Here is a 19,363-nt window from a genome sequence, read left to right on the forward strand (position 1 = left end):
AAATATTGCTTTCATCTATGTAATTTATGTCTTTCTCTTACGATTAATTTTGGTCATGGTGATATTCGAGTCGTTTCAGAGAAAACAATAATAATGGAAGGGCGAATTTCTTCATTAAAAAATTTTAGGATAATCTGCTTTAAAAAATCCGTAAGCTTTTTTTCGATAAATATTGAGTGTCCATCAACAGCAATTGGAATACTTTCTAAAATCTCGACAGATGATCTTGTTAAATGGACTTTACTCCAATCTAAAAAACTTTTCCATGAATCAATTATATGCTGAGCAGAGTCAATCTCTCGATTAAAAATAGGCGATTCCTTTGCTGAACTACTGCTTAATTTTTTACATATCCCCGCTACATAGGACATATTACTTTCCAGTCCTTTACCCTTTGCAATTTGTATTGCAGAATCAACAAGGTCAAATCCGTATAAGTTTATTAAATTATCAAGTGATTTCTCTGGGTCTGCTTCTTGTTTTAATGACTGGTTATTATGTATGGTTATATTAAGATTGTTTGGGGATACCGCCTGACCCCGCCGAGGAGTTGAATTGTATTCGGCAGAGGGCGATGCCGGTATACCTGAGAGGGGTATATTTTTATCCCACTGAGGGGTAATTTTTGATCCTGTGTAGTTAAAAGAAAAATAATAAGTAGAATTTGTTCTACCACAGCCGGGCTTATAATAAAGCAGCCCTTCTTTTATTAACTCCTTTTTTCCTAGTAATATCGATTTTTTGGTCTTGAATCCGGTAAGTTTAAGCAGCGTTTCAGTGCTTGGCCATACGTGTTTAAAATTTTGGTCACTAAATTTAAGCAGAACAGGGTATAGAGTTTTTGCTGCTGGACTTAGCTTTCCCCATAATCCTGAGTCAATGATATCGGACATGAATTTTATATATTGATTGCTTGTTTCGCCCATACGCTTCTCCTTCCGTTACGAAAATATCAGAAATTAAGCAGAAAGGTAATTAAAAAGGATTGACTTAATGCGAATAAAGTTTTATTATGTCTCATCTGACAATATTCCTTCGGAAATATTTTCCGTCCCCGGTTGCCGCCGGGGGGTTTCTTTCTGATTTACTTACAAATATCTTATTTGTACTAAATATTTGTTATGTCACATTATGTGTACTATTTTTCAAAGTCAAGTACAAGAAAATAAATTTGTGTACTTCTTTTTAGCTGGTTGTTGTTTGTATAGTGAGATATGGTGTGAGAAAGCTTGCTTATGAAAGAAATTTTGCGAGAGACTTTTTGAGTTTACTCTCGATTTGTAGAAGTAATTTTGTATCACTACTCATAATAATGATTTTATTATCTAGCTTTTCTATGGTGCATTTTGCTGACTGTTGTGTTTTGATGCTACTTTGGGCATTACCTTTTTTATTGAACTCTTTTGCTTCTTTTATTGTCTTAAGCGAGCCATTTTTATAGCTTTGTATAAAATTTTGAAAATCTCCTTTTTTATGAGATTGCGCAGCCTGAACCAGTAAGTTTTTGTTGTCAATGCCAACTTCTCTGCAAAGCTCAAGTTCTTTTTTCCCTAAAACTGAAATGCTTAAAATCTCCGTTATATAATTTCTACTTTTTCCAAAAATTGAGCCAATTTCATTATCTGTGTATCCGTATTCAGCTTTTAGGATTTTCATTGCGTCAGCTTCATCGTAGGCGGAAAGATTTTCTCTTTGAAGATTTTCAATTACGGCGAGCTTATAGACTTCCTTTTCTGGTTTGTTTAATATTTTACATTCTACTTCGCTCCAACCTAGTTGACTTACAGCATGAAATCTCCGTTCGCCCGCAATTATTTTGTAGGTTTCCTCTTGCTCTGCTTTTGTAACTACTATTGGTTGAAGAAGCCCATCTGTCATGATGCTATTTGCCAATTCTTCTACGCTCTTCTTCCTGTCTCCTCTCGGTTGTCTCTCAGAGGGCAATATCTTGGAAAGTTTAATCTTGCGAATTGTCCCTTCTAATACCTCGGACTGAAAAATATCAGCTAACGAGCCTAATCTTTTACTTTTTAAGCTCATTCAAAAATTCCTCTACAAACTCTTCGTATTCTTTCGATTGTCTGCATTTTTTATTGTAATCATATATCGAGCATTTGGCCAAATGACTTTCTCCAATAGCAACGCCATCTGAAATACTTTGATCAAAGACTTTGAAATACTTTGTTAGAATTGGGATGATTGTTTTCGTGAGTAGTGTATGCGGTTTTAATTGAGTGATTAAGGCTCCAATAATTTCAAGCTGTGGATTAATTCTTTTCTTGATGCTTGTTATTGTTTGTTGTAAGCCTACGATTCCGTCTACAGAGAACTTCTCGGCTTGCAGCGGGATAAGCACGAAGTTCGAGGCAACTAATGCGTTTATAGTGAAAATGGATAGGCTTGGAGGACAATCTATAATGCAGAAGTCAAATCCATCTAAGTCTTCCATTGCATCTCGGAGGATAAAGGGTGCTTCCACGTTATTTGCGCTCACTGCTTCCATTTCTGCCAATCTAGAGCTGGCAGGAGCAACAAAAAGGTTTGGTTTTGAGGTTTCATGAATAATTTGATTTAGCTTTGCTTTATTGTGAAAAATATGAAACATGTTCTGGTCTAGGCTCGTGCTCACGTAAATACTTGTTGAATTACTTTGAGGGTCCATATCAAGCAGAATGGTTTTTTTTCCTCTTCTTGCTAGACCTTCGGCTAAATTGATTGAAGTTGTTGTCTTTCCTTCTCCGCCTTTTTGATTTGTAATCGAAATTGTAATCATGCTTTTGTGTTTTAACTAGGTTTGATATAGATAGCAGTTTTTCAATTAGAAAAAATGATTTATGCTTTAATTAATTGTCGTTTTTGTGAAAGGGAGTTTGTTTTGAGACATTTGTTAAATACCGAAAATGTCGGACATCCGACAGAAAGTAACTTGACAGGTTGCTTAAAAATAAACAAATTCTCTTTCAATGATTTCAATATTAAAAAATCTGAATCCTGAAAACGTTTCCATTTTCTATGAAAACATTGACTTTGTATTTGAAAGATTGGTTCGGATATTAAATGGAAGTTGTGGCATTCTCGTTTTAAAAGAAAGCGCAGATTCTTTCGTTGAGTTTACTTCTTGCGGCTATGAATCTGATTTCTACTATTCTTTTTTAGCAAGAGGGAATGGAAATTTCGAATCTATAACTTCCTCGGAAGAACCGGTTTTATTTTGGGCTAAGGAGTTTTCTTTAAGCTCGCCAATCTCTTCCTTGGCGATGACAACTAGAATAGCTTATAAGGGAGAAATGTTCGGCTTCCTACTAATCGAATTTCCGAATGAAGTGAATGAATTGCAAAAAAACTTTCTAGATTTAGTTGCGGACAAGATTGCAAATCTTCATGCAATGAAGTTGAACCTTGTTTCTATTCCAGCTCCTTATGTTAATGGAAATCAAGAAAAAAACATAAACTTCGAACTGTTTGATTTTATTTTGAGTGGATCTATTGGCTTTACGAATAGTCTGAAAGCAAACCGTTTCATCAATATACAAGGAAGTCAAGGGTCGGGAAAAAAATCTCTCGTTAAGTATATCTATAAAAAATTGGATTTGCATGGGAAAATAGTTCATCTCAACTCTCTGCCGGATCAGGTAGGAAAGCTGGAAAAGTCTATCCAAGATTGGATTGCCTTATCGGGAAATGGGATTCTTGTCATTGAGAACATTTCCAATCTTTCTATGGGGCAACAAAGGGTCTTTTTTGAATTCATAAAGGAGCCGGTATTAGAGCCACGAATTATTTTCTTAGATGATCTTACGAAGCATAAAGAGGATTACCAACCTTTCTGGAATCTTCTAACTCAGCATACTGTTCAGCTTCCGAACCTATTAAGTTTAGACAAAGAGAAACTTAAGACAGTAATTGATTTTCTCTTTAAGAATTTAAGGCAAGTCAATCGTAGACCAGACATGACTTTGTCGGAAGATGCTTATGAGTTTTTGTTTAACTATCCCTATAAAGAAAACTTACGCGATTTGAGAAATCTTTTGGAACAGGCGGTCATTGCATCGAAAGAAAATATTATTAGAAAAGAATTTTACTTGAAATTTAATAATTCCAAAATAAAAAGCTTAGATTTTCAGAATGAAGAAGATCTTGATTTAAGAAAAAGTGTTCAAGCGCTAGAGCGACAGAAAATATTACTGGCAAATAAGATTTTTTCCGGTAATCAAATTCGAATGGCAAAGGCACTTGGAGTCTCAAGGGGATCTTTACAATACAAAATGAAACAATTGGAGTTATGATATGCTTTCGAATCAAGAGACAATGGAAGAGAGAAAAACACCTGGCGGCTACACTTTAAGGGTGCATAGGGCGACTATGACTTATGAAGTCATTTCGCGTAAAGGAACAGAAGTTCCAAGGAATTCGAAAAACAATTCTAGCATTGTTAAAGTTCCGAGAATTATCTTCTTAGGCTCATCTTTCAATTTGTCGCATTTTCGATTATGTGATTTAACATATGTAAATTCCAAATCTGGAAAACTACAAATTCCTTACCAGTATGAAGACGCTCCCGATATAAAAATCATATCTGTTCCAACAGGATCTGATTCCGATGTATTGCCAATCATTCCCTATCAATATCAGTCATTAAAGGAGATTGTTCATGCTGCAGAGATGGGCTTGGAATTTCAAAATATCATAGTCGATGAGTCATCTCCGAAAAGTGAAATGGTTAACTTAAAAATTCGATTCCCTACTGTGAACATTTTAATACTAAGAAAGAAGATTTAAGAAAATTAAAATAATAAAAAATTATTTTAATTTTCTAGGGCTTACAAATACTCGTTCCTACACGTGGGATATATTTGGAGTCTTTAAAAATGGAAGAGGATCAGCAATACGAAGAGCGTAAAACACCTGCAGGGTTCTTAGTCAAAGTGCGTTTGACTAAGCTTACCTATGTTGTATTTACACCCAAGGGTCCAGAAGTTCCCAAGGGAGCTAAAAATAATTCAATCATTGTTCCTGTTCCTCGAGTGGTATTCTTGGGAGATGACTTTAACCTTTCCCATTTTAGATTGGGCGAATTGAGTTTTGTGAACGTTAAATCTGGAAAGCTTGTCATCCCTTATCAGCACGGCGGTTCGAGAGATATTAAAACAATATACCTCAATTCTGGTAGTGATAGCGATATTCTTCCTGTTATCATTTTTCACTATAACTTCGTTAAAGATATTATGAATGCAACAGAGCAGGGGATAGAGTTTCATCATATCGTTGCTGACGAAAGTCTGTTGAAAAACGATATGGTAACTCTTAAAATCCGTTACCCGACCGTAAATATCTTGATTCTAAAAAAGAAAATTAATGTAGCTTACGAAAACAAATCTCCTACAAGTGGAACGGCAGCAGCCGATGTTAAGGCCGAATTTGCAACTCCCGTTGTGGATGCTGACATTGCTCGCGCAGCGGATATGGCTTCGTCTGGCTCTAATTTAAATATGTATTCAGAGAATCCAGTGTTTTTGGCACGCATTCATCTTCGTAATTTGGAGTTAGACAAAGTAAAACAATTGCTCTTTGACTTTAACCTAAAAGGAGAAGATATAATTTTTATTCGGACCTTCTTGGATGTGATGATCAAAAATGTGAACAATAAAGAAGAACTGAATGCAAATAGAGACAAGGTTAAAGTCTTGGATGAAATCTTTAGACTTGCAGTTTTAATAATAAACCATGCTGAAGCTGATTTTGAACTTGAACTAGAAAAGGGGTTATCGAAAGATGTTGCTTATATGATTTATGCGTTACTTGAAAAATACCAAGAACAAGCTAAGAACATTGAAGAAGAGATTATGATTTGGGAATGGAAGTATCGAGCTAGAAGGTTAATGTAATTATATGAATAAAGCCGCATTTAGTAAATTAATAGAAGCTATGAGAAGCTTAAGCAATGAAGTGAATGATCAAGAAATTTGCAGAAGATTAGAGACTTTAATGCTTACTAGCAAGGATGATCTTAATTTATCAATAGTTAATCATCTCTTGGACAATCCGATGGAATTTGACCCTAAAGAAATTCCAGAGCCATATACAATGTACGTGAAGCACTTTATCTATATGGTAAAGAGAAATGAAAAATTAGGAATTTCTTCTAGATTTCAGTCAATATCCGAGACGAAGGCATCCAAAAAAAAAGAACTTTAAAATAGCCATTGTTGTTGAATATAGTCCGTTGTAGTCTTATAGCCTTTGGCATGATAGATGGATTTATCAACAGTTTCTGACCAATGATTCATTTTATCTACACAGTTAATAAATACTTTCATCGCTGCAAAGGAGTCGTCTAGTGCCTCATGAAAAGAATGACGCGATGTTTGTGTGTTCATTTTTTCTATCTTAAAAAAATCACGGAGCGCTACTAGATTGAATTTCTTTAGCTCGGGAAATAATTTTCTACTTAAATTGAGAGTGCAAAAAACGGGAAGAGTAGGGATATGAATTCCTCTTTTCTTAGCTTCAGGTAGAATAAAAGAAAGATCAAATTCTGAATTTTGAATTACAAGAGCAGAGTCACTAATAAATTTAAAAAACTCTGGTAAAATATCATTTAAACTTCTCGCATTTTCAAGCATTTTTGGGGTAATTCCATTGACTATTTGTGCATTTTGCTGCAACGGTTTCAACGGTTTTACGAGAAAATTATAAGTATTTAGAATCTTATCTCGATCAAATCGAATTGCGGCAATTTCCAAAATCTCATTTTCATTTGGATTGAGTCCTGACGTCTCAATATCCAATGCGGTAAATTCCATGTTCTGTAAAAGTATCTGGTTCATATCTTCCCCTACTGACATTAAAAAATGCTTACCTGAATAATAAACAAAGAAAGGGACAAAATAGAGGGTTTTTTACCTAAAAACGAGCATTTAGCGCCTTATTTGCCAAAATTATGTCATATAATAAAGAAATTCCATGATCAGTCTTTCAAGAAAAACCCTTTCCGGTTCTGTTTAAAGTTAAAGAAGCAATGCAAGAAAGTCCCAAGAGTATAATTTAAAGCTTTTAATAACAGATTACAAAGAGAATGCCCGAATACTGGCAAATAAAAGTGGAAGGAGAAATAGACAGTCATAAAAATACTCAATAAGACATAATGACAGGTATATAGCATTGATATCCATATGACAAAACGGCAGAATAAGTAAGGGTTTTTGCAAAAAAAGATTGCGAGATGAGGGCAATTTGTTATTTTAATCCAATGGCTGAAACATTAAAAGTTAGGGTTCGCTGTCATGCGTGCATATATATGATCGAGGGAACTGCCAAGTATGGGAAGGGGCATTACGTTGCCGAAGATGTGGATTTTGAATTTGTGGCAATTGGTAAGGTAGAGACGTCAAAAGGTCGCACTGTCAAGGCGGAAGTCTCCTGTATTTGTCCAAGTTGCGGTGTAAAATGCAAGTTTGCTGTTTAATATTAAGCACTTAATTGATTTAATTTGGTATTTCTGATTTTAAGCACCTTACTTTAGGCTCATGAACTTTACCTCTGCTGAATTTTTATTCTTTTTACTCCTTTTCCTTTCTCTTCGTTGGTTCGCCTACCCACTTCTTTTTAAAATTGCTGACAAAATTGGTTTCCGAAAAGAGAATTCTGGTAGCGAAGTTGATTCAAAGAATAGCGATTCTTCTCTTAAAAACGATGCTCTTGTAATCTTTTTATTAGCGGGAAGTTACTTTTTTTATGCCAGTTGGAATTATAAGTTTCTTGGACTTCTGTGCTTTACTTCTGTCTTGGATTTTTCTATTGGAAAAAAAATTCATTCTACCGACTCAAAATCGAAAAGACAATTTCTCCTTTTCGTTTCGATATTTATCAATCTATCAATTTTGGGCTTTTATAAATATTTCTTTTTTCTGGCTGATAATGTAAGTCAAGTTAGTAACCTCTTTGGGTTTGCATTTTCTCGACCAACTTGGAGTATTCTTCTGCCGGCTGGAATTTCCTTTTATACATTCCAGTCTCTAAGCTACACAATTGATGTGTATCGTCGTGTCTTGCCTGCGGAGAAAAGCTTCCTGCGATATGCCCTATATCTGGCATTCTTTCCGCAACTAGTTGCAGGACCAATCGTTGTTGCTTATGAATTTTTACCCCAAATTCAGGACGCATACAAGAGAAAATTTGGAGAAATAAATTTAAATCAGGCTTTCTATTTTATACTTTTAGGATTTATCAAGAAGTCTGTTCTTGCGGACAATATCTCCGTTATTAGCGATTTTGTTTTTTCTAGACATGAGCAAATTGAAACTCTATCCTGGTCATTTGTTTTAATGGGAATGATTTCTTACTCCATCCAAATATATGGAGATTTTAGTGGATACACAGATATCGCTCGTGGTGTAGCTTTGCTATTGGGATTTCATTTACCTGAGAACTTTAACTTACCGTATTTGGCTTCTAGTCTAACTGACTTCTGGAGACGATGGCATATTTCTCTGTCGAGCTGGCTAAGGTCTTATTTGTATATTCCGTTGGGAGGAAATCGATATGGAGAAATCTTTACCTATCGCAATCTATTTCTTACAATGCTGCTTGGTGGACTCTGGCATGGGGCAAGTTGGAATTTTGTAATTTGGGGAGGTTTGCATGGTGCGTATTTAGGAATTGAGCGTTATGTATTTGCCAAATTTAGAAGTGCTTCTTTTATTTCGGATGTCCGACCTTTTGTAAAGACTACCAGTAAAGTTCTTTATGTCCTATTCACTTTTTGTCTGGTAACTTGTCTTTGGGTATTCTTTCGATCTGCTAATCTTGACGTTGCTTATTCCATTTTTCGTTCTATTCTAAAATTGCAATCCGGAATTTCTCCCAATTACACAATGGAGTTGCAATTTTATACCATAGGTCTTACTGTTTTTCTGGCTCACTTATTCGGATATTTTTATCCAAACAAAATTCATAATCTCTTCGAAAGCGAAGGCACTCAATGGCAGTTTCCCATATATGCTTTTTTGTCAATCCTAGCTGTATTATATAGTGGTGAATTAAAACCCTTTATTTATTTTGTCTTTTAAGGAAAGTGGCTACTCCTGTCACCTCGAACATTCGAAGGCGAAGGGCGCGGTCAAGCGCAAGCCGGAAAATCGTGAGAGGTCTATTTTGCTTAATACTATCGTTTTATTGCCAGATAGATTTCTCACAAACTCAATGTTTCTCCCTAAGGGTCGAAACATAATGTTCGAAATGACAGTGAAAATTCTTAACTTGATAACATTACCTGTGTCACCTTGAATGGCTTCATCTTAATTTTATTTATGGCTCTAAATCTGAAACGGATATTATTATTTCTAGCAACCCTATTTTTGTTAGATCAATTTTTCTTTGGCTTTGTAATTTGGCGCTTACCAAATGAATCTCCATGGGGAACGAATCATTTTTTTAATTTCATTTACGAAAAGAAAAGAATCGAAAGAGTTCCTAAACTCAAACCTAGAATTTTAATTATTGGAAGTAGCATTGCCTATTATTCGCTTGATAGAGATTTATTAAAGAGCCATTTAAAAGAAAAAACGCAAATTGATTTCGATGTAGAATATTTATCGTATGCGGGTATGACTCCACTGGATGCTTTTTTGGTTCGAGAGGACATTCAAAATTTAAAACCCGACCTAATTCTTTTCCCCTTAAATTTTATAGATCTGCGATTGCATCGAGCGTATGTTTTAAATCCATCGGGAACAAATGAAACTGCCGACGACCGTGCTTTGTTGTTAGATGCTTTAAATTTTGGAGATGCGCCTCAATCTAAATTTACATTTCCAGAAAAAGCCGTCGAAGAATTTTATAGAATCCTTCCCATAGAAAAAATTGCTACCTACTATTCTTCTTATCTATTTTTGTTTTATCGCTATCGAGAAATCTATTCTCAAAACCTACGCAATTTATACAATCATCGATTTGGGCGGAACACTAGCTACCATGGTTATGGAGGAGTGCAAATTCCAGAAAGGGTAAATTCACTCGGTTGGACAGGAAAGCGATTTTCCTTTTTGCCAAAAGCTTATATGTTTGAAAAAGGATTTTGGATTCAAATAGTCCCGGAGATAATCGAAAAAGGACCTTTGACTTTAACTCTAAGTTCCGAAGGGGAAACAGATGTTCTGGTTTTCACTGAGCCTGGTTGGAAAAAAATAAAACTGAATTCCAAATTTCAAAAGCAATACTCTTTTATCACTGCCGGACTCTCGGCAACATGGAAACCTTATTTAGCAAAAGAAGATCGCTTCGATCATTCTAGAGATGATGTTGGTGTTCGTCTGCAACAAACATTTGGCTTAGACCGACCTCTTTCAGATATGCAGTATGTGAGAGAAGAGAGGACAGAAGATCTTCGATATATCAATATGACGGATGCAGAATACGAAGAATATTTTACTTATAGGTTGCTTTCTGATTTTGAACATAGACCGGGAATTCGATATATCCATGCACTCAAAGATGCGAAGGAGCGGCTAACAAGAGAAACCTTTCGACCAGGAATTCATTTACAATATCTTATGAAATTTACTGAGTCGATGAAAGAAAAAAGGATTCCTGTCTTACTTGTTAATAATCCTGAAAATCCGCTTGCTCTAAAATGGTATGAAAATTCTAAATGGTATCAAGATTATCTTTCCTATCTAGAACGCTTGGCTTCGAAAGATGAAATTTATTTTGTAGATTTTCGTCATAAGTTAAATGGACAAGACTTTAGTGATTTTCACCATTTCACTTATCCGGGAATGGTTAAGATGAATTCAGAATACGGGGATACAATTGCAAAAATTTCCAGAAAAACCGATTAGAATAAAAAAGGCAAGAACCCCGCGTCATCAGAATCCGGTCATTTCCAAAACACCGAATATCTATATGCGAATTCTAAAGAAACTTTTTTGGAATAAAAAATTTCTATATATATTCCTTTTTCTTTTTCTGCTTTTTATTCCCTGGGTGCCTGTTTTATACTTTGGAGTTTTGATTTACTTTCCTTATGATGAAACAGGAAAAAATAGATACACTCGAATCACAGGACCGCTTATTCAATACGTCGGAGGTGAATGGGTTAGCACTGACCGAATTCCTTCTGCTTGTAAAAAAGCAATTGTGATTGCAGAAGACAGTGAGTTTTTTAATCACAGTGGAATTTCCATTGAAAGCATTCGTTCTAGTTTAGAATACAATCGCAAGCAAGGAAGAATTATTTCCGGAGCTAGCACAATCAGTCAGCAGTTTATCAAAAATGCTTTTTTAAATCGAAAGAAAACTTACATCCGAAAAGTTCGCGAAGCGCTCGGTGCTATTTTATTTAATCTCCTTTTTTCAAAAGATCAACAGCTCACTTGGTATTTGAATGTAGTTGAATTTGGACCTCGCGTTTATGGACTACAAGCTGCTTCGAATTTCTATTTTAAAAAAGATGCTTCTCGATTGAACATTCGGGAGTGTGCAACGCTTGCAACTTTTTTACCTAGACCTGTTCATTTTAGCAATGGTTATCGAAGCGGTCATACGCCTGTCGCATTTCAAAGACGATTTCAACGAATTTATTCTGGCTTAGCTCCTGCTGCAGTAAAGAAGGAAAAGGAAAAAGAGAAAGAAGAAATTATTGAAGAGGTCGAAGAAGAGTAGTATTTGTCTTTTGATTACCTATACTCTTTAACTAATGTAGAAGCGACATAGAAGCCACATAGAAGCCGAATTCGGCTTCTATGTGGCTTCTATGTCGCTCGAATGTTGGTTTTATGTATAACGTTATATATAAGTAAGCTGATTTCCGCCAATAAAAAACGATTTGGATTTAAAGTAATGAATACATACACTCATAAAAAAATTATTGCTTTATTGTTTAGCCATTTAAAAAAATCTATCACTAAGGTGGTAAAAAATGGGTAAAGTTAAGGTTGGAGTTCTAGGAGCAACTGGCTCGGTAGGACAAAGATTTATTCAGTTATTAGAAGGTCATGAATACTTTGAAGTAGTTGCGTTAGGCGCGTCGGATAAGAGTGCCGGTAATCTATATAAAGACGTTATGAAGTCTAGATGGAAGGTTTCTTCCAAAATTCCTGATTATGCGGCTAATATGAAAATTACTCGCTGCACACCCAAAGAGACTCCCGGAGTAGATTTAGTTTTTTCTGGCTTAGACAGTGATGTTGCCGGAGAGGTAGAAACTGAGTATGCGAAAGCCGGTGTGATGGTAATTTCGAATTCTAAAAATCATAGAACAGATAAAGATGTTCCTATTCTTTCTGCTGAAGTAAATTCTGAGCAACTAAAAGTTTTAGAAGCACAAAAAACAAAAGGCAAAATTATTACAAATTCCAATTGCACAATCATGGGTGTTACCATTACCCTCAAGCCACTCTTTGATGCTTATGGAATTGAATCTGTATTTTTAGTTTCCATGCAAGCGATTTCGGGAGCAGGCTATCCTGGAGTTCCATCTCTTGATATTTTAGGAAACGTTGTTCCTCATATTGGTGGCGAAGAAGAGAAAGTAGAAATGGAACCACAAAAATGTTTAGGCAAAGTAAGTGGTGGGAAAATTGTTCCGGCTAACTTTAAGATATCCGCTCATTGCAATCGTGTTCCTGTTGTGGATGGACATACTGTTTGTGTTTCAGTTAAGCTAAAGAAAAAAACCACAGTGGAAAAAATTAAAAAACTATGGGCAGAGTTTTCTAGTGAGCCTCAAAAATTAAAACTTCCATCTGCTCCTCTTCAAGTGATTGATTATCGGGATGAAATAGATCGTCCACAACCAAGATTAGATTTAATGAATGGAAATGGAATGACTACTACTGTTGGACGTTTACGACCAGATCCACTTTTTGATTTTAAATATGTTGTATTGAGTCACAACACAATTCGCGGAGCGGCTGGTGCTGCGATATTAAATGCGGAATTAGTTTACAAAAAAGGTTACTTGAGAGTAAAATAAATTGTCAGAACAAAATTCACAATTCTTTAGAGTAGTTGACTATAATCCCGCGGCGCAAAGCGTTCAAGGGATGGAGTCACGTGGGGATTTCCAATACAAGGGAATCTATCGTTTCTTTACGACTATCAGCGAGTGGACGGAAAAGTTTTTAGCCAATAAGATACTGCCCAACGCTGAGCAGTTGACTAGGGACATTAGTATCGAAAAAGACAAAGTGGATTTTTTTATCAATGAACTTTGTTTTAAAGCTAACCCACCTATCATAAAGAAAATTACAACTGTAGAGTTTGAATTAAGTGATATTCGAAAATCAGAAAATTTAACAACAGGACTTAGAAGAAACACTGTTTTTGCAAGACCTTCTACGTTAGATGCTGGTTCTTCGCAGCGTTATATCAATGGCTGCAACGAAAGAAGCGTTGCTGCCATAAAACGGGCAATTGCTGAGGTGCGTAATCCTTGGCATGGAGATAAATTTAAAGATTACGTGTTTACACGTATCAATGCAAATAAATTAAGTGATACCTATGCATCGTATGATGTTGGGAATTTATTTAATTGTCCCTACGATTCTAGCAAGCAATTGAAAGAGATAACAGTGAATACCCACTTGAAGCCTGTATTAAAAAAGTTGGTGGACGATAAAATACTTTTATTCTTTCGAAATGAAAAAGCACTTAAGTCAGCGAATAAATCCATTTTCCTTTACAATAGTAAAGATGAAATCATTGAAAGAATTGAAATTTACGTAAACTATCTCAAGAAATTTATTATTCCTTCTTTACAAAAGATTGGAGTGATAGGTGGAGTCTCTGACGAAGAATACTCAGACTTTGCCTCACTAGCTACAAAAGTTCTAACCTATATGGATGATTCTTATGGAGACCAAAAATACATGGTCGAAGAGCTAATCATCCTAGGTGCCTTCTATGAAAATTACAGGGAAGAGATTAAGAAGAAAGAGCAAAAGGATAGAATCATAGAAGTAGTTAAGTTAGTGGAGAATGCCGGTAAGCTCGTAGACATTGCAACTATTCGATTGAATGGAGAGCCAATTCCTAAAGATGTATTGCCGGCAATTATTGCCAATGAAAATATACTCTATTGTGAGTATGATGATGGCAGTAGTTTGTTTGAATTCTTGTTGCACAAATCCGCTGTTAACCTCGCGGCTGATTTAGCTAAGAAAATATTTCAAAGCACAGGCAATGATACAGACATACGCATTCTTTCTCGTATGAATATACACACGAGTATTGATGAGAATATAAAAAAAGATTTCTATGCAGCGGAGATGGAAAGTCTTTTTAAATACCTGCCATTCCTGACTAGAATGTGGCGCACCCTCATGGGAAATATCTATGTTACGAAAGCTGAAGCTGAACAGATTCGTCGCCAAAAAGAAATGGAACAGAAAAAGCGAATAAACGAAGCCAAAGCAAAACAAATTGCAAAAGAAAAATCAAAGCTTGTTGAAGAGCGAATGAAACAAATTGAAGAAATTGAGCAAGGCTTACCTGCAGCCGATGCAAAAGACAGTGAGCCAGATAAAAAGCTTTCGCCAGAAGAAGAAAAACAAGTTAAAGATGTTTTACAGGCAATCGTTACTGCACTAGATATTGCTTGGGATGCGAAGCTTTATCCTGATCGAGAATATGTTATGCAGAACGTCAAAACTGGAATGTCAGAAGACCAGTTCGTGATGTTTATGAAAAAGCATTCTCAAAAGGAAATATTATCTTTCCAAATAAAATCAAAAACTAATAAATATAAATGGCCTATCCTTGTATCGCGTCATTATCTCAAACGACATGGAAAGCGATTATTGGAAATTGCGAAACGTGAATCTGATACAGAGAGAAGGGCTCCTGCTCCTGATCAAGATAAATTTGATTTGTATACTTTTATGGAAGAGTTTTTAGAAAGAGTATTACCTAGGATATAATGCAGAATATCGAAAAATTTAGAAAAACCAAAATCATTTGCACATTAGGACCTGCTACTTCGGACATTAATATGATCCGAAAGCTAGCGGATGCAGGAATGAACATCGCAAGGCTTAACATGTCTCACGGTGATCATAAATTTCATGGCGATTTAATTCAGAAAATCAAAAAGTTAAACAAAGATTTAAAATATCCAATTGCTATCATGATTGATACGCAAGGACCTGAAATTCGCACAGGCGAAGTTCATACGGAGCTTGATTTAAAGGTTGGAGAGATATTTACATTCCATGTGATTCCAGGACAGGAATCTGAAGAAAAATCTGTATTTGTAAACTACACTGATATAATTGATGATTTAAAAATTGGCGACAAAGTCACAGTAGACAATGGATTAATCAACTTAGTCGTGCTAGAAAAAAAAGAAAAAGAATTAGTCTGTAGAGTCCTCGATGGGGGCAAACTCGGTAGCCGCAAACATATCAATCTACCGGGGATAAAGGTGAATATCCCCTCTATTACACAGAAAGATTTAAAAGATATTTTATTTGGTCTTGAGCAAGATATTGATTTTATCGCACTTTCATTTGTTAGAAGTCACGAAGATATTTTACAACTCAGAAAAATCATCGAGGAAAACAACGCTCACGCACAAATCGTTGCGAAAATAGAAGACGCAGAAGCAGTTAAGAATTATAAAGAAATTATCGCTGTGTCAGATGGAGTTATGGTTGCCCGTGGAGATTTGGGAGTAGAGGTAGAGCTAGAAGAGCTTCCAATCATTCAACGAAAAATTATCAAAGAATGTGCTGTGCAAGGCAAACGTGTAATAGTCGCAACTCACTTACTAGAAAGTATGATCCAAAATCCATTTCCAACTCGCGCAGAAGTTACCGACGTAGCAAATGCTGTATTTGAAGAAGCGGATGCTATTATGTTATCCGGTGAAACTGCTTCTGGAAAATTTCCGGTTCGTTGTGTAGAGATGCTTCATAAGATTGCAATGCGTATTGAATCTTCCGGTGGCGGAGTGGGTTATGTATTACAAAAAAAACCTAAGAATAAAAAAGAAGAACTTGCAAAGTCGGCTGCTCTTCTCGCTGACTCTCTTAAGTGCAATGCAGTAATCGTTATTACCCGCAGAGGAACAACTGCAAATAATATTGCTGCCTATCATCCTGAGTTTCCAATCATTCACGCATTTACAAATATGACATCTGTTCGTCGCAAGCTCTGGCTCAATCGCGGTATACTTCCTTACAGAGTAGATTTTTCGAGTGACCCCGAAAAAACAATTGCACTCGCCATTGAGACTCTCAAAAAAAATAATATGATTGGCGTTGGGCAACAGGTCGTTATCCTCTCGGATATTATTGCAGGCGAAGATCGCGTGGAAACGATTCAGGTTAGGGAAGTGAAATGAATTAATTGTTCGGGCGATTCGTTTGCAAATGTAGGTGATGCGCATATATGCGTCACCTACATTTGCAAACGACCGCGCTTTCACTCCGGTCATGTTTTTTCAAAAAGATAAAAAAACATGACCCCGTTCAATCGCTATCGCTAGAAATAAACATGAATTTATATTAGGTTTTAAAAATTAGAATTAACTGCCGTGCTAAAAAAGATTCTTCAATTCTTTCTTGTCTTTATTCTAACATTTGGAATTTTTTCCTTTATCCAAGAAGAAGTGCTCGATTCCTCACAGAAATATTTCCCTTCTTTTCAAGAATACATTCCTGATTCTTATTATACTATAAAAAATCTATTTAAAGAAGAGCCCAAAAAAGAAGAAGTAAAAGTAAAAACAAACCTCTATGCAGGGGATAATTATGAGTATTTGCTTTCGTTTCTACAGAAACTTTCTGAGCTAGAGAAGAATAAAAAACAAGTTGTTCGAGTTTTGCATTATGGAGATTCAATGCTCTGGTCGGATATGATTACATCTGGTATAAAAGAAAAATTCCAAAAAGACTTCGGTGATGGAGGAAGGGGACTCGTTCCTATTACGAATCAACCATCTAGAAAAGTTTTACTTCATAAAAACCTCACGGATGAAACTCAGTTTACATGGAAAAATTTAGACCATAGACAATTCATTAATCCACAAATTGGATTCTTAGGAGAAGCGGCTATTCCAAATTATCCAAGAGTCACGATGAAGCATGAAATGGATGGAACAAAGGTCGGATGGACAAAAGCTGAGCTTTTCTATCGTAGTTCGCAGGCAGGAAGTCCACTCACTGTAAAAGCAAACTATCAAACTATAAAAGATAAAGTTTTACAACCACTCGACGAAACTAGAATAACACAAACAAACGCGGATATCTGCAATCGGGTTCATTTTAAATTAGAAGATTCTTCTCTTCTTCAATTAGAAATCAGCCCTATTTCTCCTTCGCAAACTGTATTTGATGCCATTAACTTTGAAACAGATTCCGGGCTTGCGTATTCGACTGTTTCCAGACAGGGCATAGAAGTAGGAGACTTACTTTTAATTGAAGAAAAAAGTCTAGCATGCGGGTTTACTCACTATAAGCCGGACTTAGTGGTGTTTCAGTTTGGAGTAAATGAATCAGAAAATCTAGCGCGTAAGGCGTATATAACTCCTGAAAGTTATCGTCAGAATCTAGAAGATGTAATTATTCGTTTTAAAAAAATATTGCCGGAGGCTAATCTACTCTTACTCTCTCCGATTGAAAGAATTTCTAGAAATGAAAAAGGCGAAATGCGAACAATGCCGGAAATTCTCTTGATACGAGATACCCAAAAAGAAGTAGCCGAGAAATACAAGATTGCATTTTTTGATAGCTTTACGGCTCTCGGCGGCGCTGGGCAGAATGATATTTTATCTGAGAATGGATTTATGCAACCGGATAAGACGCATTTGACGCGAAAAGGCGGAGAGTTCTTTGCAGAAGTGTTTTACTCTGATTTCTTTACGCATTATAAAAAGTTCAATGGAGTAGTAGAAGAGACTCGTAGGCTAGACTTAGAAAAATTAAAAAAAGAAAAAAACAAAGAAGTCAATTTTGTATCTAAGGCTTATTTTTATTTCTTTTTATTTGTTTGGATTACATCTGCCTTTCTAACACGTTACCCGGAATGGAAAATTGGTTTTCTTGCCATTGTGTCTTTTTATTTTTATGCAACATGGAATTTTTACGCGCTCGGCATTATTTTAATTTCTACAATCATTGATTACTTTTGTGGATTGCAGATTTATAAAAAGCAGCAGTCGGGGAGCAGAGGAACATTTTACTTGGTCTTGTCGCTTACTTCCAATTTATCTATCTTGTTCTTTTTTAAATACTATGATTTTGCCATTAGCCTCTTCAATGGAATTTTGGTCAATGGAAGTCCAATTCAAATACCACTTTTGCATTTAATTCTTCCTGTTGGAATTTCCTTTTATACTTTTCAAACTCTCTCTTACACAATTGACATTTGGCGAAAAAAATTAATTCCAGAAACAAGGCTCGTTCGTTTTGCTGAGTATGTTGCTTTTTTTCCGCAGTTAGTTGCAGGTCCGATTGTGCGGGCAACAGAGTTTTTACCCGGTCTCAAAAGCAGAGGAGAGCATTTTAAATTAAAGTATATCAATTTTTCAAGTGGAGTATTTCAAATTCTTGTTGGTGTGATAAAGAAGATTCTAGCAGATCGTATGGCTTTTGGAATTGTCGATGGAGTTTACGCAAATCCTGATATGTATAGCTCTCTTGAAATACTCGCAGGTCTTTATGCTTACGGAGTGCAAATCTATTTTGATTTCTCCGGTTACTCCGATATAGCCATTGGATCTGCAAAGATATTGGGCTATCACTTGACTCTCAATTTTAATCGACCATATACATCTTATTCCATTACGGATTTTTGGAGACGATGGCATATTTCTCTTGGAAGTTGGTTCAGGGATTATCTCTATATACCGCTAGGTGGAAATAAAAATGCAGTCTATCGAAATTTACTATTCACATTTATTCTCTGCGGTATCTGGCATGGAGCGGGAATTCCTTTTTTTATCTGGGGAATTTATCATGGTGCCCTATTGGTCATTGAACGAGTTACAGGCATTCATAAAAAAGAAAATCTTTTTCTACGTGCGGTTACTTTGCATTTAGTGCTATTCGGTTGGATTATATTTAGAAGTGATAGCTGGCTTACCTTTAGCCGCATTTTGCAAAATCTTTCCGGACTCAGTTATCATACGAATAATTTAGAGACTTGGATTGTTTGCTTTTTGGTTTTGTATTATTTGTATGAATTATTCCATGCAAAGCTAATCGGATACTTGCGACTAGTCTGGTATAAGTCGCCTGTCGTTATACAGGGATTTTTTGCTTGTCTTTCTATTTTATTTGCTTACTACTTACATCGTGCGGAAGTGAAGCCGTTTATTTATTTCCAGTTTTAAACTCCGATGTTTTCTAGTTGACAACTCGCT

At 35.8% G+C, this 19,363-nt stretch carries 16 protein-coding genes; 12 read left to right on the top strand and 4 right to left on the bottom strand.

Annotated features, from left to right (window positions below; genetic code table 11):
- Positions 1-53: 53 nt before the first annotated feature.
- The 3 genes from IPH52_06750 to IPH52_06760 form a co-directional block, all read right to left on the bottom strand.
- Positions 54-926 carry a helix-turn-helix domain-containing protein gene (locus IPH52_06750; GenBank protein MBK7054741.1) on the bottom strand — a complete coding sequence of 291 codons (873 nt, stop codon included), beginning with the start codon at positions 924-926 and terminating at the stop codon, positions 54-56.
- Between the two features lie 307 nt (positions 927-1,233).
- Positions 1,234-2,040 carry a ParB/RepB/Spo0J family partition protein gene (locus IPH52_06755; protein ID MBK7054742.1) on the bottom strand — a complete coding sequence of 269 codons (807 nt, stop codon included), beginning with the start codon at positions 2,038-2,040 and terminating at the stop codon, positions 1,234-1,236.
- Entirely contained in the window at positions 2,024-2,773 is a 750-nt protein-coding gene (locus IPH52_06760; protein ID MBK7054743.1) for a ParA family protein, read from the bottom strand. The genes IPH52_06755 and IPH52_06760 overlap by 17 nt, the downstream gene beginning before the upstream one ends.
- A gap of 190 nt (positions 2,774-2,963) precedes the next feature.
- Between IPH52_06760 and IPH52_06765 the strand changes: the two genes are divergently transcribed.
- The 4 genes from IPH52_06765 (at position 2,964) to IPH52_06780 (ending at position 6,195) form a co-directional block, all read left to right on the top strand.
- On the top strand, positions 2,964-4,286 hold the full coding sequence (locus tag IPH52_06765; protein ID MBK7054744.1) for a hypothetical protein: 1,323 nt from the start codon (positions 2,964-2,966) through the stop codon (positions 4,284-4,286).
- A gap of 1 nt (position 4,287) precedes the next feature.
- The gene (locus tag IPH52_06770) at positions 4,288-4,779 is read left to right on the top strand and encodes a hypothetical protein (GenBank protein ID MBK7054745.1); all 492 of its coding nucleotides are present in this window, start codon (positions 4,288-4,290) and stop codon (positions 4,777-4,779) included.
- Positions 4,780-4,868: 89 nt separating this feature from the next.
- Positions 4,869-5,885: a hypothetical protein gene (locus tag IPH52_06775; protein ID MBK7054746.1), complete on the top strand. Its 1,017-nt coding sequence runs from the start codon at positions 4,869-4,871 to the stop codon at positions 5,883-5,885.
- Between the two features lie 4 nt (positions 5,886-5,889).
- The gene (locus IPH52_06780) at positions 5,890-6,195 is read left to right on the top strand and encodes a hypothetical protein (GenBank protein ID MBK7054747.1); all 306 of its coding nucleotides are present in this window, start codon (positions 5,890-5,892) and stop codon (positions 6,193-6,195) included.
- On the opposite strand, the gene IPH52_06785 is transcribed toward IPH52_06780, so the two are convergent.
- A complete protein-coding gene (locus tag IPH52_06785; GenBank protein ID MBK7054748.1) occupies positions 6,192-6,827 on the bottom strand; it encodes a 3'-5' exonuclease in 636 nt (211 codons plus the stop codon). The two genes, IPH52_06780 and IPH52_06785, sit on opposite strands and share 4 nt — an antisense overlap.
- Positions 6,828-7,249: 422 nt before the next feature.
- Between IPH52_06785 and IPH52_06790 the strand changes: the two genes are divergently transcribed.
- The 8 genes from IPH52_06790 to IPH52_06825 all read left to right on the top strand — a co-directional run bounded on the left by IPH52_06790 (position 7,250) and on the right by IPH52_06825 (position 19,333).
- On the top strand, positions 7,250-7,465 hold the full coding sequence (locus IPH52_06790) for a hypothetical protein (GenBank protein MBK7054749.1): 216 nt from the start codon (positions 7,250-7,252) through the stop codon (positions 7,463-7,465).
- A 61-nt stretch (positions 7,466-7,526) separates the two neighbouring features.
- Positions 7,527-9,068, top strand: a complete 1,542-nt coding sequence (locus IPH52_06795; protein MBK7054750.1) for an MBOAT family protein — start codon at positions 7,527-7,529, stop codon at positions 9,066-9,068.
- A gap of 231 nt (positions 9,069-9,299) precedes the next feature.
- The gene (locus IPH52_06800) at positions 9,300-10,838 is read left to right on the top strand and encodes a hypothetical protein (GenBank protein MBK7054751.1); all 1,539 of its coding nucleotides are present in this window, start codon (positions 9,300-9,302) and stop codon (positions 10,836-10,838) included.
- Positions 10,810-11,661: a transglycosylase domain-containing protein gene (locus IPH52_06805; protein ID MBK7054752.1), complete on the top strand. Its 852-nt coding sequence runs from the start codon at positions 10,810-10,812 to the stop codon at positions 11,659-11,661. Before IPH52_06800 ends, IPH52_06805 begins: the two co-directional genes overlap by 29 nt.
- A 256-nt stretch (positions 11,662-11,917) precedes the next feature.
- The gene (asd, locus tag IPH52_06810; protein MBK7054753.1) at positions 11,918-12,973 is read left to right on the top strand and encodes an aspartate-semialdehyde dehydrogenase; all 1,056 of its coding nucleotides are present in this window, start codon (positions 11,918-11,920) and stop codon (positions 12,971-12,973) included.
- A gap of 1 nt (position 12,974) precedes the next feature.
- Positions 12,975-14,918 (top strand): hypothetical protein, encoded by a 1,944-nt coding sequence (locus IPH52_06815; protein MBK7054754.1) that lies wholly within the window; start codon positions 12,975-12,977, stop codon positions 14,916-14,918.
- On the top strand, positions 14,918-16,342 hold the full coding sequence (gene pyk, locus IPH52_06820; GenBank protein MBK7054755.1) for a pyruvate kinase: 1,425 nt from the start codon (positions 14,918-14,920) through the stop codon (positions 16,340-16,342). The genes IPH52_06815 and pyk overlap by 1 nt, the downstream gene beginning before the upstream one ends.
- 192 nt (positions 16,343-16,534) lie before the next feature.
- Positions 16,535-19,333, top strand: coding sequence for a hypothetical protein (locus IPH52_06825; protein ID MBK7054756.1), 2,799 nt, complete (start codon positions 16,535-16,537; stop codon positions 19,331-19,333).
- Positions 19,334-19,363 lie beyond the last annotated feature (30 nt).

The organism is Leptospiraceae bacterium (assembly GCA_016708435.1).
In the GTDB taxonomy this organism is placed as follows: Bacteria; Spirochaetota; Leptospiria; order Leptospirales; family Leptospiraceae; genus UBA2033.